Raw genomic sequence first — 20,180 nt, forward strand, 5'->3', positions numbered from 1 at the left:
GAGAGCAGCAGGCAGTACTGATTCGCACCGCTCCTGGAGTCCTTGATCATGTATCTCACCGACCGCTCCACACCCGCGGGGGCGGACACCGAGCCCGGCCGAAGACGCGGCCCGGGATCCAAGGTCGCCCCGGTCGTGCTCGTGCTGGGAGCGGTCAGCCTGATCACCGACATCTCCTCGGAGATGGTCACCGCCGTCCTGCCGCTCTACCTCGTCACCACGCTCGGCTTCAGCCCGCTGGGATTCGGCGCCCTCGACGGCGTCTACAACGGCGTCAGCGCCCTGGTCCAGCTCACCGGCGGCCACCTCGCCGACCGGGTGCGCAACCACAAGCTGATAGCCGGGCTCGGCTACGGCCTGTCCGCGCTGTGCAAGCCGCTGCTCCTGCTCGTGAGCAGCTTCGGCGCGCTCGGCTCGGTCCTCGCCCTGGAACGGACCGGCAAGGGCCTGCGCACCGCCCCGCGCGACGCGATGATCTCCCTGTCCACGCCGCCCGAGAACCAGGGCCGGGCCTTCGGCGTACACCGGGCGATGGACACCACCGGCGCGATGCTCGGCCCACTGGCGGCCTTCTTCATCCTGCGCGCGGCGGCCGACGGCTACGACGCCGTGTTCGGCGTGAGCGCATGCGTCGCCGCGCTCGGCGTGCTCGTACTGGTGCTGTTCGTACCCGGCAGGCGCCAGGGCGGCACGCAGACGCTGTCCATATCCGGCGGACGGCAAGGCGCGCCGACGCTTTCCGTCCCTGGCGGACGGCAAGGCGTACGGCCGGATGAAGCGGATGCGGCGGACGCCGACGCGCAGCCGGACGAAGCAGGTGTGACAGACGCCGACGCGCAGCGGGACGAAGCAGGTGCGGCGGACGCCGACGAGCAGCGGGACGAAACAGGTGCGGCGGACGGCAAGCGGCCCATACGGGTGCGCGAAGCGCTGGCACTGCTGCGCCTGCCGCGGCTGCGGGCGCTCGCCTGCTGCGCCGCGCTGCTCGGCCTGACCACCGTCAGCGACGCGTTCGTCTACCTGCTCCTGCAACGGCGCGCGGGCATCGGCGAGCAGTGGTTCACGCTGCTGCCGCTGGGCACCGCCGTGGTGTTCCTGGTGCTGGCCGTGCCCGTCGGCGCACTGGCCGACCGGGTCGGACGGCGCACCGTGTTCCTCACCGGCCACGCGGGCCTGCTCGCCGGCTACGCGCTCCTGCTGTGGGCCCCGGCCACTGAGGCCCTGCCCTTCCTCGTACTCGCCCTGCACGGCACGTTCTACGCGGCCACCGACGGCGTGCTCCCGGCCACCCTGGCCGACATCGTGCCCCGACATCTGCGCGCCACCGGCCTCGCCATCGTCGGCACCAGCCAGGCGCTGGCCCGCTTCTGCTGCTCGCTGGCCTTCGGCGCCGCCTGGACGGTGTGGGGAGACGGCCCGGCGCTGGCCGGCTCCGCGGTGGGCCTGCTGTGCTGCGCGATCGTCGCGGGCATGGTGCTACGGCCGGACGGCGGCACCCGATGACCACCACAGCCACAAGGATCCACATGACACCGCTGCGCCGCCGCCTGCTCATCCTCGCCCTGGCGGTACTGCTCCTCGCGGGCGTCGGCACCGGCGTGGTCCTGCACGCCGCCTCCCGCGCCGATCGGGCGAACCAGCCGCAGCCCGGCGGTCCCACCGTCAGCACGGGCAAGTTGACGCTGGACCAGAAGGGCCGTCTGGCCTTCGTCAACGCGGCCGCCGGCCCGCACCGCACCGCGGTCGCCTCTGTCCCGTCCACCGATCCCAGGAGTGGGCGGATCGCCTCGGACCTGAAGTGCGCACGCTTCTACGCGGCGGCCGGCACGGGCGTCTGCCTCCAGTCCAACCCCGGCGTCCTCAAGCAGAGCAACCGAGCCCTGCTGCTGGACGCGGGCCTGCGCACCCGGCGCACCTTCCCGCTCGCGGGCACCCCCAGCCGGGCCCGGGTCTCGCCCAGCGGGCGCTTCGTCGCCTGGACCGTCTTCGTCTCCGGCGAGTCCTACTCGTCCGCCTTCTTCTCCACCCGGACCTCGGTCCTCGACACCCGCACCATGAAGCTGACGCCCAGCCTGGAGACGTTCTCCGTCGTCAAGGACGGCAAGCCCTACCACGCTTCGGACATCAACTTCTGGGGTGTCACCTTCGCCTCCGACGACGACACCTTCTACGCCACCCTCAACACCGCCAGCAAGACCTACCTGGTGCGCGGTTCACTGTCCCGGCGTACGGTCACCACCCTGGTCCAGAACGTGGAGTGCCCCTCGCTCTCCCCGGACGGAACCCGCGTCGCCTTCAAGAAGCGGGTCCTGTCACGCACCGACCTCTGGCACGAGTACGTCCTCGATCTGCGCACCCTCGAGGAGACCGCGCTCGCCGAGCGCCACAGCGTCGACGACCAGGCCACCTGGCTCGACAACCACACCGTCGCGTATGCCCTGCCCACCGACGGCAAGGTCGGCAGCAGCGACCTGTGGAGCGTGCCCGCGGACGGCACGGGCACGCCCCGTCCGCTGATCGCGGGTGCTTCCTCCCCGGCGCCCTTGTAGGCCCGGCGCGGTCTCCCGACCGGCCGACGCTCAGGGAGTAACCAAACCTCAACCGTATCCCTCTTCACAACACGCACACAGGGCATGCGAAGATGCGCTTCCCGGCGTCCCCAGTGCCGGTGAAGAGGGGAATCTTCAGTGAAGTCAAGGAAATTGAGCCGTACGGGGCGACGCGCCACCATACTCGGGGCAGCCGCCGCCTCCGTCGTCGCCGGAGTGGCGCTGCTGCCCAACTGGAGCGCCGGTGCGGCCGTCGTCGACGACCCCACGGTCGACGCGCAGACCAAGGCCACCTTCCAGCGGCTGGCCGACGCGGTCTTCACCGACCGTACGGACGCCCTGGTCGAGGGCAAGCAGGGGGACCGCAACAAGCCGCTGTCCAACGGCTTCTCCGGCGGGGTCCGCGTGTCCTCAGGCACCGCCCGGACCGAGGGAGCGACCCTGTCCTCGCTGGAGGGGCGCAAGGACCGTCTCGCGAAGCTCGGCGAAAAGTACAGCAAGGCCGGCACCACCGTCACACTGGACGCCACGCGCGTGACGGGGCACAAGGCCAAGGCCGCGGTCACCGAGACCACGACCCTCACATACGCCAAGGTCCGCGGCGACGAGCCGAAGACCACCGGCTTCCAGGCGCACCACGAGCTGACGTTCACCGCCGACGAGCGGGGCAACTGGCAGCTGACCGGCATCCGCGACACCGACCCCATCGCGGTGAACACGCTCGCCAAGCCGTCCGTCAAGGCCCCCGTCGCCGCCTCGGACACGCCGGACGCCCCCCGCGCTGCGACCACGTACCCCGCGCCCGCCAAGCCCAAGACCCTCACGGGCGCCACCCTGGACTACAAGGCCATGGCGACGTACGCGGAGAAGTACTGGAGCAACTACAACCCGAACTACCCGAACTACAACGGGCACGGCGCCGGCGGCGACTGCACCAACTTCGTCAGTCAGTCCCTGAAGGCGGGTGGCTGGAAGCACATCCCCGGCTACGTGTACGACTACACCAAGTGGTTCGGCAACGCGGACATCCAGTCGGACTCCTTCGTCGGCGTCAACGAGTGGTCCTGGTTCGCCCAGAACTCCAAGCGGACCACCAGCCTCGCCAACGTCTACCAGCTGGACGTCGGCGACGTGCTCCAGATGGACTTCGACAAGAACGGGTCCAAGGACCACACGATGATCGTCACCTACCGCAGCCCGCAGGGCGTGCCGTACGTGACGTACCACTCGAACAACACCTACCGCAGGTCGGTCGCGAGCCTCGTCGCCTCCTACCCGAACGCGGCGTTCTACGCCTACCGCACCTGACCGGTGCGCTCCGGGGCGGGGAGCCGGGCCCAGTGTCCGACTCCCCGCTCCTCCCGGATATGCGGGACCTCGCACATCACCCGCACCCGCACGACCTCTTGCACCCAATCAATAACGAAGTTATGTTGCCGCCATGAAACGTGACTTGCTGGGCAGAAGGCTGGTCGTCACCGGAGCGGCACGTGGCATCGGCGAGAAGGTGGCCCGCCTCGCCGCCGCCCGAGGCGCCCGGGTGACCCTGATCGGACTGGAGCCCGACCGGCTCTGTGACCTCGCCCGCGATCTGGGCCCCACCGCTTTCTGGCGTGAGGCCGATGTGCGCGACGGCACCGCTCTACGGTCGGCGATCGACGAGGCCGCGGAGGTCATGGGCGGCATCGACCTCGTCGTCGCCAACGCCGGCGTGGTGGCGTACGGGACGGTGCGACAGACGGACGAGGCGTCGTTCGAGCGGGTCCTGGACGTCAATTTGAACGGGGTGTTCCGCACCCTCAAGTACGCGACGCCCCATCTGGAGCGCAGCCGGGGCCACGTGTTGGTCGTGGCGTCCGCGCTGTCCTTCATGCCGCTGGCCGCGATGGCCTCGTACGGCGCGAGCAAGGCCGCGACGGAACTGCTCGCCCTGACCTATCGCCAAGAGGTGGCGCATCTCGGGGTCACCGTGGGCCTGGTGCACCCTTCCTGGATCGACACGGACCTCGTCCGGGGCGCCGAGGCGGGCCTCCCCTCGTTCCAGGCCCTGCGCAACCGGCTGCCCTACCCGGGCAACGTCACCACGAGCGCCGACCGGGCGGCTGCCGCGATCGTCGACGGGCTCGTGCGTCGGCGCAGCCGCGTGTACGTCCCGCGTGCAGTCGTCGTGGCCAACTGGGCGAAGGGAGCGCTGAATTCCCCGCTGGCCTGACCCTGGGCTCGGCGCTTCGCGGCCCGCGCGGTTCCGTCCCTCGAGCGAGAGGTCGGGACACTGGGGAGGCACGACCAGCTCACGCCCGGTACCGACGCCCCCGGTGCGGAAACCAGGTCGTCCCAGTCAGAAACCAGGTCGTCCTAGCCGGGCACGGAGCAGCGTCCCACCGCCCCGGCTTTCATGGGCCTTGGACGATCGACTCGTAAAGGCGCGCGCCGGCCTGGTGCGAGGCCTCGGCGCGTTCCCGACTGTCACCCAACCCCACAGAAAAGTTGACGCCCAAGGGCAGCAGCACCTGCACCGCAGCGTCATCGAACTCGACGAAGTGCTCGGCCAGTTCAAGAGTGATGTAACCGTGCACGAGACTCCACAACTGGGCGGCGATGACTTCGGGTTCCTGCGGCTCGACCCTGCCGGAGCGCACGAGCCGTTCGCACGCTGAGGTGACATGAGCGTGGGCACCTCGGAAGGCCGGGGAACGCCCACTCAAGCGAAGGTCCGCATCCGACAGCGGCCGGTACGTCGCACGAGTGGACAGCCCGAACATGAGGTCGTACAGGTGAGGGTTCTCGCGGGCCACCCGACGACAGGTCAAGGCCATGGCGAAGAGATCCGCGATCGGGTCCTCCGTCACCGGCACCCGGGCGAAAGCCGCGCCTAGTTCCTTGAACCCGTGGTCGGCGACGGCTCGCATCAGTTCGGGGATCCCACCGAAGTGGCTGTAGACCACCATCGTCGACAGTCCGCTCGCGGTCGCCACCGTGCGCGCCTTGACGGCCGACGGCCCCTGTTCGGCCAGCAGACCGATGGCGGCCCGCACAAGCCGCTCCGGCGCGTCATCGACTCTCGCCCGCCCTGACATGTCTCTCCCGCCTCCACTGTTGACACGCTTTAAATAACTTGGTTATCTGGCTGTCACGGCAATAGTACACATCCGAGTGACGTGCCGTTTTGGACGCCGGCGCCCGCCCCTGGACGCGCCTTCTCGCGCTGTCCCAGATTCCTGGCGCCTGTACGTACCCTCCGCCACGCGCTTTCCACTCCCCATGACCTCAGCCCGGGAGCAGAATCCATGCCATACAAAGACAAGGGCCATCTGGAGATCGAGGACCGCGGGACCGTCCTGGTCGTCCGGGTCGACGGCGGCCCGCACCAGGTGTTCGGCCTCGATATCGCCCAACAGCTCGACAGGCTGGTGAACCGGGTCGACCGCGATCCGAGCATCCGTGCCGTCGTTTTCACCGGAGCCCGTCCCGAGCGGTTCGTCAGCCACGCCGCGGTCCGGTGGCTGCAGGAAGAGGGCGCGGCGAGCCCGACGGTCGGCCGACGCGGAGCCGCCGCCGTCGTACGCATGGCGAAGCACATTGACCGGTCCCGTCTCCTCGGGCCCCTGATGCGCAGGACCCCGATGCGGGGAGCCCTCCAACTGGAGCGCCTGCACACGACCTTCCTCCGGATGAACGCCAGCGGTGTCCTCTTCGTCGCCGCCCTCAACGGATCGGCTCTGGGCCTCGGCGCCGAGTTCGCCTGGGCGTGCGATCTGCGGGTCATGGCCGACGGGGACTTCTTCATCGGCCAGCCGGAAATCCTCCTCGGCATCATCCCAGGTGGCGGCGGCACGCAACGGCTGACCCGCCTGATCGGCACCCACCGTTCCTTGGCCGCGATCCTCGAAGGCAAGCCCTTCACGCCCGCGGAGGCTCTCGCCAACGGGGCGGTAGACAAGGTCGTCGCACAGGACAAGGTGGTCGCGCAGGCGATCGAACTCGCGGAGCACTTCGGCAAGCGGTCGAAGGGGTCGGTCGAGGCCGCCAAGCGGTCGGTGTACTTCGGCGGCTCGATGTCACTTGAAGACGGCCTGCACGTCGAACGCGCCGAGTTCTTCACCAGAGTCATGTCGAAGGAGGGCCAGGAACTCATGCTCGACTACCTGGAGTCGACGAACGCCAAGGGCGAACTCCCGCTCTACAACCAGGACACGTACGCACAATCACTCGCTGTGGGCAGCGTGCCCGTGCGCCGCTCGACAGTCGGACGGTGAGCCGACATGACCGCTCCTGAGTCCTTCACCCGTCACGACATCACCTTCCCCTCCGGCGACAGCACCTGCGCCGGGTGGCTCTACCTCCCCACGGGCGTCACCTCCCCGCCCGTCGTCGTCCTCGGGCACGGCCTCGGCGCCATCCGCGAGATGCGCCTGGACGCCTTCGCCGAGCGTTTCGCACAGGCCGGCATCGCCGCCGTGGCCTTCACCTACCGGCACTTCGGGGACAGCGGCGGCCACCCCCGCCAGCTCCTGTCGATCAAGCGTCAACTCGCCGACTGGGATGCCGCCCTCGCCTACGTCAAGGCCCGCCCTGACGTCGACCGCACCCGTGTCGCGGTCTGGGGCAGCTCCTTCGGCGGCGGTCACGCCATCACCGTCGCCTCGCGCCATCCCGAACTGCGCGCGGCCGTGGCCCAGTGCCCGTTCACCGACGGTCTCGCCTCCGCGCTCGCGCTGGGCCCCCTCGCCTCACTCAGGATGGCCCCCGTGCTCGCCCGGGATCTGGCGACCCGGCTCCGCGGCAAAGCGCCCTCGATGGTTCCCATCGCGGCCTCCCCCGGTTCTCCGGCCCTCATGAACGCTCCGGACGCACTGCCCGGATACCAGGCACTGCAGCCGCCCGGGACGACGTTCCGCAACGAGGTGGCGGCACGCGTCATTCCGACCATCGCCGCCTACCGGCCCGGGCGGGCGGCGAAGAAGGTCGCCATCCCGATCCTCTTCTGCGTCAGCAACACCGACTCCGTCACGCCGCCCGCCCAGACGCTCCGGTACGCGCACACAGCGCCGCGGGGAGAGATCAAGAGGTACGACGCCGGCCACTTCGACTTCTACACCGGCGAGACCTTCGAGGAACTGGTGCGCGACCAGACCGAGTTCCTCACCCGCCAGCTGCACCCGGCGCCCGCCGCATCGACTCCCTGACCGGATCGCAACACCCCGAGACAGGTACACCCGCCATGAATTTCGCTTCCCTTCCCGACCGCCGCGCCGACCTCGACCCCCACGGATTCGCGCTCTCGGACAGCCGCCAGTCACTCACCAACACCCAGTTGCTGAACCGCGTCCGGGCGGCAGCGCGTCAGCTCCAGGACCTCGGAGTCGATCCCGGCGATGTCGTGGCCCTCAAGCTGGCGAACCGTGTCGAGTTCGTACTGCTGCTGTTCGCCGCCTGGCGGCTCGGCGCCACCATCACGCCGGTCAACCCGAGCATGACCGACGTCGAGGTGGTCCGACAGCTCAAGGACTCCGGCGCGCGCCTGCTGGTGGTGGAGGACGGCGCGTCCGTCGTCGCGGGCGGTGCTGCCGTACTCGCCGTCGGCGAACTGTACGAAGAAGCGGTGGGATCGGACCAAGTCCCCCATCCGGACTCCTCCGCGCTGGCTCTCCTCATCTACACCAGCGGCACGACCGGCACACCGAAGGGCGTGATGCTCGACCACGCCAACATCGACGCCATGGCGGAGATGGGGCGCCGGTCACTGCACGTCGGGCCGGCCGACCGGTGCCTGCTGATCCTGCCGCTCTTCCACGTCAACGGCATCGTGGTCAGCATCCTCATGCCGCTGCTCGCGGGGGCCAGTGTCGTCATCACCGACCGGTTCAACCCTCAGACGTTCTTCGACGTCGTCGAGCGCGAGCGCCCCACCTTCTTCAGTGCGGTGCCGACGATCTACGGCATGCTTGCGGCGCTCCCGGACGATGTCCGGCCCGACACCTCGTCCTTGCGGTACGGCGTCTGCGGTGCGGCACCCGCCTCCGCCGAGCTGCTGACCCGGTTCGAGGCGCGATACGGGTTCCCACTCGTCGAGGGGTACGGCCTCTCCGAAGGAACCTGCGGCTCCACCATCAACCCCGTCGCGGGCCCCCGACGTGCCGGAACCGTGGGGCTTCCCTTCCCGGGACAGGAGATCCGGATCGTCGGCGCGGACGGTACCGAGGTGGCGCCGGGCATGGACGGCGAGGTCGTCCTGCGGGGCCCCAACGTCATGCGGGGCTATCTCGGCCGTCCGGACGAAACGGCCCGAGTCATCGTCGACGGCTGGCTGCACACCGGCGACGTGGGCCACCTCGACGCCGAGGGTTATCTGACCCTGGTCGGGCGCTCGAAGGACATGATCATCCGGGGTGGGGAGAACATCTACCCCAAGGAGATCGAGGATGTGCTGACAGGTGACGCGTCGGTACTCGAAGCCGCCGTGATCGGCGTACCCGACGAGAAGTGGGGAGAGGTGGTCGTCGCCTACGTCCAGCCACGACCGGGCGCGACCGTCGATCCGTTGGCGCTGAAAGCCCTCTGTGCGCGCAACCTCACCGGCTACAAGCGCCCGACCGCTTTCTTCGTGGTGGAGGCCCTCGCGAAGAACGCGGTCGGCAAGATCGACAAAGCCTCGTTGCGCGGCTCCCACACCGCTGTCTCCGCCGGGTCGTAGTCGACACGGGGGGGTGTCGCTGTCTCGAGTACGGCCCGCGGTACCGAAGTTGATCGTCAAGCTCTGAACCACCCTGAGTGAGCTGACGGAGGGGCCCGCCGTGTCCACGGCGGGCCCCTCCCCCGTTGGCCACCCGCCCACTGCTTCCGCCCGGCCGGTGCACTCCACGCGCCGGTCAGGAACGCGCGACGTCGGCGGTCTCGCAGCCGAGGGTCGAGGTGTTCCGCGACAGGACTGCGGCGCGGGCGCCAGGACCTCGCGGCAGAGCCGCCTCTATGCCATCCCGCAGACCGCGCTCTCCGGGCACGCTCGCACTCCCCACGTCGGACACGGCACACCCCACCCCCTCTCCGCACACAGCGCTTGCGATCACCGATTGACCCCGTATAGCATTATGATCGTACGCCAATGACTGGGAGTCCTCACTGCCGAGGCCTCGACCCACAGCATTCGTGACGGGTGCCCTCGCGACGGGCGCCCCCAGGCATCAGATCGGCCACCCCTGGCCCGACGGACAGATCCGCGGGCTCACCGAGGCCGGCCGACCGGCGCTCGCCCCCTGACACCGGCGGCGCGGTCGATCCCAGCAGCACGCCATTTCCTACTTCACCAGGGACCCTCCATGGACCTCTCGACCAGCACCGTCCTCGTCACCGGAGCCAACCGCGGCTTCGGCCGGGCTCTCGCCGCCGAACTGCTCAGCCGCGGCGCCACCGTCTACGCGGGCGCCCGCAACCCCGACCAGGTGGACCTGCCCGGCGCCAAGCCGATCGCGCTCGACATCACCGACTCCACCTCCGTCGCAGCCGCCGCCGAGGCCATCGGCGACGTGACCATCCTGGTCAACAACGCGGGTTCATCCACCGGTGCCGACCTGCTCGCCGCCGACCTGAACAACATCCGCCTGGAGATGGACACCCACTACTTCGGCACGCTGTCGATGGTCCGCGCCTTCGCGCCCAAGATCGCGGCCAACGGCGGCGGCACGATCCTGAACATCCTCTCCGGCCTGTCCTGGGTCAGCTTCCCGGAACTCGGCGCCTACTGCGCCGCCAAGTCCGCGGAGTGGTCCCTGACCAACACCCTGCGCCTCCAACTCGCCGACCAGGGCATCCGCGTGTCCGGACTGCACGTCGGCTACATGGACACCGACATGGTCCGGGCCGTCGACGGGCCCAAGTCCGATCCCGCCGACATCGCCCGGATCGCCGTCGACGGCATCGCCACCGGCGCCTACGAGATACTCGCCGACAACGCCGCCCGCCAGGCGCAGGCCGCACTGGCCGGAGGCGTCTCGGCGCTCTACCCCCAGCTGCCCTGAAGGTCACCGCCCAGAACCGCGGATCGGGGGACCGTCGATGCTCGTGCTCGGGATCTCACGCCCCGCCCCGCGCCCGGCATCCCGATCCACATCCACTTCTACAGAGGACTCTTCAGCTCACTCGGGCGACCTCATGCGAAATGCAGGGCCGGGGACGCTCTCGATGTCGTCCGCCTGCACGGCGTGGCCCCGTTCGCAGCGGATCTGGGCGTCGACGTGCGCGCCGCATCCGCGGTGTCGCGCCAGTACGGCCGGGCCCTCCGGGTCGGCGCGGTAACGGTCGCCCCACTGCAGGAGCCCCATCACGGCCGGGACCAGATCCATGCCCTTGGGCGTGATCACATACTTCGGCCGGCTCCGCGAGCCCGGTTCCTTGTAGGTCTCGGTGGCCAGGATCCCTTCCTCCACCAGCATCCGAAGCCGCGCCGCAAGAAGGTTACGAGGACACCCGAGGACGCGTTCGAAGTCGCTGAAGCGGGACGAGCCGTACCAGACCTCACGCAGGATCAGGATCGTCCACTTCTCACCCACGACCTCAAGAGTCCGGGCAATCGAGCAGTTCGACATGTCCCGGTCGAGACGGGAGTCCATGCCGGCGCCCTGAAGACCTTCGGTCCACGCATCCATGGGGATGACCCTACCCGATTTAAGTTTACTTTTAGATACTCAGCCAACGGTCCGTGATCGGTCATTCGACCCGGCCGCACGCGAGACGCACCCCACGTTTCCCCGATCGCCGGACGCGACCACTTGCCATCGACCGGCGACCCCTCTATTGTCGTATGACCGTAAGACATACGAACGTAATTCAAAGCAAGGGAGCTCGTGATGGCGACAACTCGGCCGGTGGCGCTCGTGACAGGTGCCTCATCGGGGATCGGCAAGGAGACGGCCCGCGCCTTCGTCGCGGCGGGTTTCGAGGTGATCGGGACCGGCCGCAAGACCTCCGGGCTCACCCCGCCCGCCGGTGTGACGTACCTCGATCTCGACGTGGGCAGTGACGACTCGGCCACCGCCGCGGTCGCAGAGGTGATCGACCGGTTCGGACGCATCGACGTCCTGGTCAACAACGCGGGCATCGGCTCGGCGGGCGCCGTCGAGGAGAACTCCGTCACCCAGGCCCAGAACGTCCTGAACATCAACGTCCTCGGTGTCATCCGTATGACGAAGGCCGTCCTGCCGCACATGCGCGCCCAGGGCAGCGGACGCGTCATCAACATCTCGTCCGTCCTCGGGGTCGCCCCCCAGCCCTTCATGGCCCTCTACGTCGCGTCGAAGCACGCCATCGAGGGCTACTCCGAGTCGCTGGACCACGAAGTCCGCGAGCACGGCGTCCGGGTCCTCCTCGTCCAGCCCGCCTACACCAAGACCAGCTTCGACACCAACGCCGCGCAGCCCGACACCCCGCTGCCTCTGTACGCGGAGCGACGGCGCGTCTTCGACGAGGTGATGGCGGATGCGATGAAGGACGGTGACGACCCCGCCGTCGTCGCCAAGGTGATCGTCACCGCGGCCACCGACAAGAAGCCGAAGCTGCGCTACGCCGCCGGCCCGCTGGCCTCACGCGTCACCACGGCGCGCCGCCTCGTCCCCGCCGGAGCGTTCGACAGGCAGATCCGCAAGAACAACCGCATGCCCACCTGACATCCCGGTCCGGCTTCAGGGGCGCCGATTCCGCCCGGAAGTCTCCGATGCACCCGGCATCTCTGACGCCGCCGAAAGTCCCATCGATCAGCCACTTGATCAGTCACTCGTTGATTTGCCGAGGAGAGTCATGCAGCCACAACGCCAGCAAACGGCCCGGCGCAGCGCATCGAGCGCCAAGCGTTTTCTGAACGTCGGAGTCGCGCTGGCGGTCGCCGCGACGGCGGCCGTCCTGGGGTCGGCGCCGTCCGCGTCCGCCGGGACGGGTCAGTCGTACGGCGGATCGGTTGTCACCGACGTACGGACCGCGGCGAAGTTCGACCACTCCGCCGGCGAGATCCCCGAGAACATCACCGTCAACCCCGACGGCTCAGTGACCCTGTCCCTGCTCGGCAGTTGCGCGGTGTGCGAGCGCACCCACGGGCCGGAGCTGATGCGCATCTCCCCGTCCGGAGCGCGCACGGTGCTCGCCACCGGGCAGGTGGGTGAGGCGATCAGCGGCAACGCCCGTGGTGATGACGGCACCGTCTATTACAGCGTGTGGGCCCCGGGCAACGCGGCCAGAAACGGCGTGTACATGGTGCGCCCGGACGGTGCCCCTCAGCGCATCGCCGCTCTGCCCGCCGACGCGGGCCCCAATGGGCTGGCCATCGACTCGGCCGGACGCACCCTCTACATCGCGGACAGCCTGAAGGGCATCATCTGGTCCGTCCCGGTCTCGGGCGGATCGGTGACCCCGTGGCTGACCGATGCCGCTCTCGCACCGGTGCCGACCGAAGCCCTGCCGATCGGCGCCAACGGGCTCAGGTTCCACAACGGCGCTCTGTGGGTCAGCAACTTCAACAAGGGAACGCTGCTGCGGGTGCCGGTCACCGGTACCGGCGCGGCCGGTCCCATCCGCCTTGTCGCGGGCGGCCTGCCCCACATCGACGATCTCAGCTTCCTGACCCCCTGGTCCGATGTGGTGTTCGCGGCGCAGAACGGCTCCTCCTCGCAGAACGGTCCGGACAGGATCGTGGTGGTCTACCCGAACGGCACCTACAAGCCCGTCCTGACCAGCGCGGACGGTCTCGCCTCGCCCTCCGCGACCGCGATTCGCGGCGACCGGTTGTACATCACCGACGGCGGGGTCCCCGAGCCCCACGACCCGAAACTGCAGACCGCGAGGATCAACTTCGCGGCTCTCCTTGCCCACGCGGCACACTGACCTGACCAGGGCGGCAGCCAGGGGCGCAAGCTCCGGCTCCGACGGAGGAACGCATGGTGCGGTACGCCAAAGAACACAAGCACGAGACAAGGCGGCGGATCATTGCGACGGCCGGTCGCCGGCTCAAGCGGAACGGCATCGACGGCTCCGGCGTCGCCACGCTCATGAAGGACGCGGGGCTGACCAACGGCACCTTCTACGCCTACTTCGCGTCCAAGGACGAACTCGTCGCCACTGCGGTCGCCGACCAGATGCGCGCCCAGCACGAGAACATCGTCGCGCAGACGGCGCCCGGCCGTGCCGGACTCGAGCAGATGATTCGCTGGTACTTCTCCACCGAGCAGCGCGACAGCGTCGAGGACGGCTGCCCCAACGCCGCCCTGCTCGACGAGATCGCACGCTCCCCGGATCCCACCAGGCAGGCATACACCGACGGCGCGCTGGTCCTCGTCGACGGCTTCGCCGCCCGTCTGGCACCCCACGATCCGCCGTCGGCGCGCCTGAGGTCACTCAGCCTCCTCGGCATGCTGGCCGGGACGCTGCAGCTCTCCCGTGCCCTGACCGACCGGCAACTCGCCGACGACCTCCTCGAACAGGGCATCCGCAACGCCCTCGCACTGCTGGATGCCGACGAGCACAACTGAGACACCATCCGCGTATCGACCACCCGGGCCGATCCCATCTTCGCTGAGTTTACTTTTCTATACTCAGTAAGTAGCGTCGCGGCCAGCACATCAACCCGGTCGCACGCGAGAACGGGCGCGCACGGGAACCTGCGCGAAGAATCACGTGAACCATCGGTATACCCACGCAGAAAGGCGCCGGCATGAAGGCATTCGTCGTCGAGAAGTACGGCAAGGACGGCGCGCGCGCCGCAGACGTACCCGAGCCCACCGTCGGGGACCGCGACGTCCTGGTCAGAGTGAGCGCCGCCAGCATCAATCCGCTGGACAAAATGGTCCGCAACGGGGAGTTCAAGCAGCTCCTGAAGTACAAGACTCCGTTCGTGCTCGGCCACGACGTGGCCGGCGTCGTGACGCGGGTCGGCTCCGCCGTACACGGCTTCGAAGTCGGCGACGAGGTCTACTCCCGTCCGCGCGACCTGCGGATCGGAGGCTTCGCGGAGTTCATCGCGATCGACCAGGACGACGTCGCGCCCAAGCCTGCCTCGCTCACCCTCCAAGAGGCAGCCGCGGTGCCGCTGGTGGCCCTGGCCGCCTGGCAGATTCTCGTCGAGCGCGCCCAGGTGAAGCCGGGTCAGAAGGTACTCATCCACGCCGGTGCCGGTGGCCTCGGCTCGACGGTCATCCAGCTCGCCAAGCACCTCGGCGCCACAGTGGCGACGACGACTGGCACCGACACCGAGAAGCTGGTCAGGAGCCTCGGCGCCGACGTCGTCGTCGACTACACCAAGGAAGACTTCTCGAAGGTACTGTCCGGCTACGACCTGGTGCTGGACTCCCTGGGCGGAGCGAACCTCGAGAAGTCGCTGACCGTCCTGAAGCCCGGCGGCCTGGCGATCAGCGTCGTCGGCCCGCCGGACGCCGACTTCGCCAAGCAGCTTCGCGCCCCCTCGTTCCTGGGCCTGGTCATGAAGGCGATCAGTCGCAAGGTCCGCAAGCAGGCCAAGGCGCTCGGCGTGCGCTACCAGTTCTTCTTCATGCAGGCCAGCGGCTTCCAGCTGCGCAAACTCAGTGCCCTCTACGACAGCGGGAAGCTCCACCCTGTCATCGACAGCACCTTCCCGTTCGACCGGACGCTGGAGGCGATGGCGTACGTCGAGCAGGGCCGCACCAAGGCCGGCAAGGTCGTGGTCTCGATGGTGCCCGACAACGACTGAGACCCTGTCGGCCACACCTTCCGTCCGGCACGGCCACCGGAGGGGCGACGACGCCGTCGGCGATCTAATGGCGGTGGCGCCTGGCGGCCACGGCCACGGCCACGGTCGCGGAGAGCCGCCGCTGCAAGCGTCTCGGTGCCATTCAGCACGCCACGCGGCCTTGCGCCACCCCGAGCCGCGGTCAAGTCGATGACACGCGGTATTCGTGTCCCACAACTCTCTGTACGCTGCCGCCGTCGTCCGACTTCAGGGCAGCAGGACCCCGAAGCCACAAAGGAGTGCGCGATGGGAACGTACGAGGATGTCTTCCGCGCCAGCACCGAAGACCCCGAAGCCTTCTGGTTGAAGGCGGCGGAGGGCATCGACTGGGAGGTCGCTCCGCGACGCGCCCTGGACGCCTCCGGCGCGCCCTTCTACCGGTGGTTTCCTGACGGGCGGCTCAACGTCTGCTTCAACGCGCTCGACCGGCACGTCGAGGCCGGTCGCGGCGAACAGCCCGCGCTCGTCTACGACTCCCCCGTCACTGAAACCCAACGCACTTACACCTACGCCCAGTTGAGGGACGAGGTGGCGGCCTTCGCCGGAGCGCTGGCTCAGCTCGGGGTGGGGCGCGGCGACCGGGTGGTCATCTACATGCCGATGGTTGCGGAGGCCGCGATCGCGATGCTGGCCTGCGCCCGCATCGGCGCGGTCCACTCGGTTGTCTTCGGTGGGTTCGCCCCGCACGAGCTCGCCGTGCGTATCGACGACGCCGCCCCCAAGGTGGTCGTCTCCGCCTCCTGCGGTATCGAGGGCAAGCGGGTCATCGCGTACAAGCCCCTCCTTGATCAGGCGATCGAACTCGCGGTCCACAAGCCGGAGAAGAGCGTGATCCTGCAACGCCCGCAGCAGCGGGCCGAGTTGGGTCCCGACGATCTCGACTGGGCCGACCTCATTGCCGACGCGCCGCCGGCCGACTGCGTTCCCGTCGCCGCCACCGACCCCCTGTACATCCTCTACACGTCCGGAACGACCGGGAAACCCAAGGGTGTTGTCCGCGACTGCGGCGGCTACGCGGTCGCCCTGCACTGGTCGATGGGCGCCGTCTACGACATCGGGCCGGGCGAGACGATGTTCACCGGCTCCGATGTCGGCTGGGTGGTCGGGCACTCCTACATCGTCTACGCGCCCCTGCTGGCCGGCGCCACGACGGTCCTCTACGAGGGCAAGCCGGTCGGCACGCCGGACGCGGGCCAGTTCTGGCGAGTGGCCGCCGAGCACAAGGTCAAGACGATGTTCACCGCGCCCACCGCGTTCCGCGCCATCCGCAAGCAGGATCCAAAGGGTGAACTGACCGCGGACTACGACCTGTCCGGCCTGCGCTACCTCTTCCTCGCGGGCGAACGCCTCGACCCCGAGACGTACCACTGGGCGAGCAACCTGCTGAACATCCCGGTGATCGACCACTGGTGGCAGACGGAGACCGGCTGGCCCATCGTCGCCAACCCGGTCGGCATCGAGGCCGCGCCCGTCAAGCCCGGCTCCCCCACCCGCCCACTGCCCGGCTGGGACGTCCATGTCCTGAACGCCGCCGGTGAACCGGTCCCCGCGGGCGTCGACGGCGCGATCGTCGTCAAACTCCCCCTGCCGCCCGGCTCGCTGCCCACGCTCTGGAACGACGACGACCGCTTCATCGCCTCCTACCTCTCCGCCTTCGACGGCTACTACCTCACCGGCGACAGCGGCCACCTCGACGCCGACGGCTACGTCTTCGTCATGGGCCGCACCGACGACGTCATCAACGTCGCCGGCCACCGGCTGTCCACCGGCAGCATGGAAGAGACCCTGGCCGCCCACCCCGACGTCGCCGAATGCGCCGTCATCGGCGTCGCCGACGCCCTCAAGGGACAGGTACCGCGCGGCCTCGTCGTCCTCAAGGCCGGCACCCACCGCAAACCCGGCGAGGTCGAGGCCGAACTCGTCCAGCTCGTCCGCGACCGCATCGGCGCCGTCGCCTCCCTCAAGGACGTCGCCATCGTGCCCGCCCTGCCCAAAACCCGCTCCGGAAAGATCCTGCGCAAGACCATGCGAGGCATCGCCGACGGTCACGACGAACCCATCCCCTCCACCGTGGACGACCCCGCCGTCATCGAGGCCCTGCGTCCCGTTCTCCGCCGCGCGGACCACACCCCATGAGCACCGGCTGACGGCCTGGCAGGCGGTGGCGAGGTGGCGCGTCCACCGACCACCGGGACCAGGCCGCTCGGCCCGGCTGGGCGGTCCACGGCAGTTTCGCGTTCGGGTCGGACGGTCGGGGCCCCACCGGCCGTCCCGACCCCCGTGGTGTGCTCCGACTGACCGAAGCGCACCACGCCAACCCGACCGACGGTGTCGGCGCGCCACAGTCCCCTCGGCTCACCTCGGATCCGGCTTGCACCTACCGGCCACACCAAATAGAATTACGCTCGTAATTTCATTTGAGTGTCGATGACGCCTTGACCGGCACCGCTCATGACGGGCGCGTCAGCGGGCTCGGCGTCAGTGGAAGGCACTGGGTCTCCACCCGGCCGACCACGCCCACATGTTGACCGCCCCTTCTGTGGCCGTACGCCACCCACAATCTGAGGAATCACCCATGCTCAACGCCCTGTGGAACCCGACCGTCGTCGGAGAGATCCCCCTGCCGCACCGGCTGGCCATGGCCCCCCTGACCCGCAGCCGGGCCACCCCGGCCGGCGTGCCGACCGAGCTGAACGCCGAGTACTACGCCCAGCGCGCCTCGCACGCGCTCATCATCACCGAGGGCACGCAGCCCTCCGCCGACGGACAGGGCTACCCGGTGACTCCGGGCATCTACACCGAGGAGCACATCGCCGGCTGGCGCAAGGTCACCGACGCCGTACACAAGGCCGACGGGCGCATCGTCATCCAGCTGATGCACGCCGGACGCATCGCCCACCCCGACAACACCCCCCACCACCGGCAGCCGGTGGCACCCTCCGCGATCAAGCCTGCGGGCCAGACGTTCACCCCGTCCGGGCTCCAGGAGATGCCGGAGCCGCGCGAACTGTCCACCGAGGAGGTCACCGCGACCGTCGACGACTTCCGGCGCGCCGCCGCGGCCGCCATCGCGGCCGGCGCCGACGGCGTCGAGATCCACGGCGCCAACGGCTACCTGGTCAACCAGTTCCTCTTCCCCAGCACCAACCAGCGCACCGACCAGTACGGCGGCTCCCTCGACAACCGCATCCGCTTCGCCGTCGAGGTCGCCACGGCCGTGGCCGACGAGATCGGCGCCGGCCGCACCGGCATCCGGATCTCCCCCGGCAACCCCTTCCAGATCAACGACCTCGTGGAGAACGACCCCCACGAGCTCTACCCGCACCTCCTGCGCGCCCTCGCCCCCCTCAACCTCGCCTACCTCCACATCGGCCACGGCAGCGACGACGAACTCCTGCACACCCTCCGCAAGTTGTGGCCGACCACGCTGCTCCTCAACCGGGCCGGCACGGACATAGCCACCCGCGCCAAGGACATCCAGGACGGCCTGGCCGACGTCATCACCGTCGGCTCGATGGCCCTCGCCAACCCCGACCTGGTCGAGCGCGTACGTGCCGACGCCCCTCTGAACACCCCGGACCCCGCCACCTTCTACGGCGGCGGCGCGACCGGCTACACCGACTACCCCACCTACGCCGCCTGACGAAGGGCCCGGCATCCGAGGGATCACCGACCTCGGGCGCCTCAACAGTGATCGTGAAGTCCCGCCCCTCAGACCCGAATTCGGACTAGCCGCACCGAACGTGGACGCGGACAACGCCCAATGACTGAAGACGAGGCATCCGCATGACGGCATACGAACTCGCCGACAAGGTCGTACTCATCACCGGCGGCACCGGCGGGCTCGGGAGCGCGACGGCTCGGGCCCTCCTCGCTCGCGGTGCACGGGTCGGCATCGTGGATCTGCATCCGAACACGCCGGAGATCGCAGCACGCATCTCACCGTCCGGCGTCGCCGGCTTCACTGCAGACGTCTGCGACCGCGACGCCCTCGACGCTGCCGTGGCTCACATCTGTGAGCGGTTCGGGCGGGTCGACGTCGTGATCGCGAACGCCGGCGTCATGGGGCGTGGTTCCACACTGCGCACCATGCCCGCTCCCGCGATCGACAAAGTGCTGGCCGTGAACGTCAACGGTGCTGTCAACACCGTGAACGCGGCGATGAAGCAGATCGTCGCCAACCAGGGGCAGGTCGTGCTGATCAGTTCGGTATTCGCTTTCCTCAATGGCATGGGGGCGATTCCCTACGCCATGAGCAAGGCCGCGGTGGAGCAGCTCGGACGTGGACTCCGAGTGGAACTCGCCCGGCACGGCGCTTCTGCCACCACCGCCTACTTCTCGCTGATCCAGACGGACATGATCAGAAACGGCGTCGACGAGGACCCGACGATCGGCAAGCTCCTGTCCAGGACAACGCCACGACCGCTGCGCAAGCGCCTTGAACCGGACCAGGCTGCTCATGCCATCGCGCATGCCATCGAGCACCGTTCACCGCGCGTGATCCGGCCGGCCCGCTGGACACCGCTGTCCGCCCTGCGAGGGGTGATCAACCCGGTGATCGACGCACGTCTGGCCGGTGATCTCAAGGTACGCGCGCTGCTCGGCAGGCTCGAAGGACATTGAGTCCTGCAGCAGCTGTCGTATGAGGGCCAGGGTGAATGGAACGCCCTGGCCCTCGCGTTGTCCCGTCGGAACATCTCGCTGGGGTGGAACGCACGGGAGCCGCACGCAGATACGGGCAGGCCTGCCCACTCGCCACGGCGATGGACGTACTTGATCCCGGTCGACTGGCCGACCTCGTTCTTGAGTGCGAGGTCGATGCCGGCGAACGGTTCTCCATAGTCGTCTCTTCGAGACCTTCACCGAGGCGGCTCGACGGCATACCG

The 20,180-nt window shown here is 69.0% G+C and carries 17 protein-coding genes; 15 read left to right on the forward strand and 2 right to left on the reverse strand.

All coding sequences use genetic code 11. The features are described from left to right. Positions 1-48: 48 nt before the first annotated feature. The 4 genes from AB5J56_RS05420 (at position 49) to AB5J56_RS05435 (ending at position 4,761) form a co-directional block, all read left to right on the forward strand. Entirely contained in the window at positions 49-1,503 is a 1,455-nt protein-coding gene (locus tag AB5J56_RS05420) for an MFS transporter (protein ID WP_369230580.1), read from the forward strand. Between the two features lie 23 nt (positions 1,504-1,526). Continuing rightward, positions 1,527-2,549, forward strand: a complete 1,023-nt coding sequence (locus AB5J56_RS05425) for a TolB-like translocation protein (RefSeq protein WP_369242361.1) — start codon at positions 1,527-1,529, stop codon at positions 2,547-2,549. Between the two features lie 138 nt (positions 2,550-2,687). Then, positions 2,688-3,857 (forward strand): amidase domain-containing protein, encoded by a 1,170-nt coding sequence (locus tag AB5J56_RS05430; RefSeq protein WP_369230582.1) that lies wholly within the window; start codon positions 2,688-2,690, stop codon positions 3,855-3,857. A 133-nt stretch (positions 3,858-3,990) separates the two neighbouring features. Then, entirely contained in the window at positions 3,991-4,761 is a 771-nt protein-coding gene (locus AB5J56_RS05435) for a short-chain dehydrogenase/reductase (RefSeq protein WP_369230584.1), read from the forward strand. Positions 4,762-4,942: 181 nt separating this feature from the next. Here the strand turns inward: AB5J56_RS05435 and AB5J56_RS05440 are convergent, their stop codons facing one another. Then, positions 4,943-5,584, reverse strand: a complete 642-nt coding sequence (locus AB5J56_RS05440) for a TetR/AcrR family transcriptional regulator (RefSeq protein ID WP_369230586.1) — start codon at positions 5,582-5,584, stop codon at positions 4,943-4,945. A gap of 252 nt (positions 5,585-5,836) precedes the next feature. Here AB5J56_RS05440 and AB5J56_RS05445 point away from each other — a divergent pair, with 252 nt between their 5' ends. The 4 genes from AB5J56_RS05445 to AB5J56_RS05460 all read left to right on the forward strand — a co-directional run bounded on the left by AB5J56_RS05445 (position 5,837) and on the right by AB5J56_RS05460 (position 10,564). Beyond that, entirely contained in the window at positions 5,837-6,805 is a 969-nt protein-coding gene (locus tag AB5J56_RS05445; RefSeq protein ID WP_369230588.1) for an enoyl-CoA hydratase/isomerase family protein, read from the forward strand. A gap of 6 nt (positions 6,806-6,811) precedes the next feature. Further along, complete coding sequence (locus AB5J56_RS05450) at positions 6,812-7,735, forward strand: alpha/beta hydrolase (protein ID WP_369230590.1); 924 nt, start codon at positions 6,812-6,814, stop codon at positions 7,733-7,735. Positions 7,736-7,770: 35 nt separating this feature from the next. Continuing rightward, complete coding sequence (locus tag AB5J56_RS05455; RefSeq protein ID WP_369230592.1) at positions 7,771-9,243, forward strand: class I adenylate-forming enzyme family protein; 1,473 nt, start codon at positions 7,771-7,773, stop codon at positions 9,241-9,243. Positions 9,244-9,865: 622 nt separating this feature from the next. Further along, entirely contained in the window at positions 9,866-10,564 is a 699-nt protein-coding gene (locus tag AB5J56_RS05460) for an SDR family oxidoreductase (RefSeq protein ID WP_369230594.1), read from the forward strand. Between the two features lie 117 nt (positions 10,565-10,681). On the opposite strand, the gene AB5J56_RS05465 is transcribed toward AB5J56_RS05460, so the two are convergent. Continuing rightward, on the reverse strand, positions 10,682-11,155 hold the full coding sequence (locus tag AB5J56_RS05465) for a winged helix-turn-helix transcriptional regulator (protein ID WP_369242363.1): 474 nt from the start codon (positions 11,153-11,155) through the stop codon (positions 10,682-10,684). Positions 11,156-11,392: 237 nt separating this feature from the next. Between AB5J56_RS05465 and AB5J56_RS05470 the strand changes: the two genes are divergently transcribed. The 7 genes from AB5J56_RS05470 (at position 11,393) to AB5J56_RS05500 (ending at position 19,917) form a co-directional block, all read left to right on the forward strand. Further along, the gene (locus AB5J56_RS05470; RefSeq protein ID WP_369230596.1) at positions 11,393-12,208 is read left to right on the forward strand and encodes an oxidoreductase; all 816 of its coding nucleotides are present in this window, start codon (positions 11,393-11,395) and stop codon (positions 12,206-12,208) included. Positions 12,209-12,338: 130 nt separating this feature from the next. Then, positions 12,339-13,415, forward strand: a complete 1,077-nt coding sequence (locus tag AB5J56_RS05475) for an SMP-30/gluconolactonase/LRE family protein (RefSeq protein ID WP_369230598.1) — start codon at positions 12,339-12,341, stop codon at positions 13,413-13,415. Between the two features lie 53 nt (positions 13,416-13,468). After that, entirely contained in the window at positions 13,469-14,059 is a 591-nt protein-coding gene (locus AB5J56_RS05480) for a TetR/AcrR family transcriptional regulator (protein ID WP_369230600.1), read from the forward strand. 182 nt (positions 14,060-14,241) lie between these two features. Then, positions 14,242-15,255 (forward strand): NADP-dependent oxidoreductase, encoded by a 1,014-nt coding sequence (locus AB5J56_RS05485; RefSeq protein WP_369230602.1) that lies wholly within the window; start codon positions 14,242-14,244, stop codon positions 15,253-15,255. 285 nt (positions 15,256-15,540) lie between these two features. Then, the gene (locus tag AB5J56_RS05490) at positions 15,541-17,430 is read left to right on the forward strand and encodes a propionyl-CoA synthetase (protein WP_369230604.1); all 1,890 of its coding nucleotides are present in this window, start codon (positions 15,541-15,543) and stop codon (positions 17,428-17,430) included. A gap of 439 nt (positions 17,431-17,869) precedes the next feature. Next, positions 17,870-18,937 (forward strand): alkene reductase, encoded by a 1,068-nt coding sequence (locus tag AB5J56_RS05495; protein ID WP_369230606.1) that lies wholly within the window; start codon positions 17,870-17,872, stop codon positions 18,935-18,937. Between the two features lie 143 nt (positions 18,938-19,080). Further along, the gene (locus tag AB5J56_RS05500; protein WP_369230608.1) at positions 19,081-19,917 is read left to right on the forward strand and encodes an SDR family NAD(P)-dependent oxidoreductase; all 837 of its coding nucleotides are present in this window, start codon (positions 19,081-19,083) and stop codon (positions 19,915-19,917) included. Positions 19,918-20,180 lie beyond the last annotated feature (263 nt).

Source organism: Streptomyces sp. R21 (assembly GCF_041051975.1).
Lineage (GTDB): Bacteria > Actinomycetota > Actinomycetes > Streptomycetales > Streptomycetaceae > Streptomyces.

Coding starts and splice junctions, on each gene's coding strand:
- AB5J56_RS05495 (WP_369230606.1), top strand. CDS start 17,870: ATGCTCAACGCCCTGTGGAACCCGACCGTCGTCGGAGAGATCCCCCTG.
- AB5J56_RS05455 (WP_369230592.1), top strand. CDS start 7,771: ATGAATTTCGCTTCCCTTCCCGACCGCCGCGCCGACCTCGACCCCCAC.
- AB5J56_RS05435 (WP_369230584.1), top strand. CDS start 3,991: ATGAAACGTGACTTGCTGGGCAGAAGGCTGGTCGTCACCGGAGCGGCA.
- AB5J56_RS05450 (WP_369230590.1), top strand. CDS start 6,812: ATGACCGCTCCTGAGTCCTTCACCCGTCACGACATCACCTTCCCCTCC.
- AB5J56_RS05490 (WP_369230604.1), top strand. CDS start 15,541: ATGGGAACGTACGAGGATGTCTTCCGCGCCAGCACCGAAGACCCCGAA.
- AB5J56_RS05480 (WP_369230600.1), top strand. CDS start 13,469: ATGGTGCGGTACGCCAAAGAACACAAGCACGAGACAAGGCGGCGGATC.
- AB5J56_RS05465 (WP_369242363.1), bottom strand. CDS start 11,155: ATGGACTCCCGTCTCGACCGGGACATGTCGAACTGCTCGATTGCCCGG.
- AB5J56_RS05470 (WP_369230596.1), top strand. CDS start 11,393: ATGGCGACAACTCGGCCGGTGGCGCTCGTGACAGGTGCCTCATCGGGG.
- AB5J56_RS05425 (WP_369242361.1), top strand. CDS start 1,527: ATGACACCGCTGCGCCGCCGCCTGCTCATCCTCGCCCTGGCGGTACTG.
- AB5J56_RS05445 (WP_369230588.1), top strand. CDS start 5,837: ATGCCATACAAAGACAAGGGCCATCTGGAGATCGAGGACCGCGGGACC.
- AB5J56_RS05500 (WP_369230608.1), top strand. CDS start 19,081: ATGACGGCATACGAACTCGCCGACAAGGTCGTACTCATCACCGGCGGC.
- AB5J56_RS05460 (WP_369230594.1), top strand. CDS start 9,866: ATGGACCTCTCGACCAGCACCGTCCTCGTCACCGGAGCCAACCGCGGC.
- AB5J56_RS05475 (WP_369230598.1), top strand. CDS start 12,339: ATGCAGCCACAACGCCAGCAAACGGCCCGGCGCAGCGCATCGAGCGCC.
- AB5J56_RS05420 (WP_369230580.1), top strand. CDS start 49: ATGTATCTCACCGACCGCTCCACACCCGCGGGGGCGGACACCGAGCCC.
- AB5J56_RS05485 (WP_369230602.1), top strand. CDS start 14,242: ATGAAGGCATTCGTCGTCGAGAAGTACGGCAAGGACGGCGCGCGCGCC.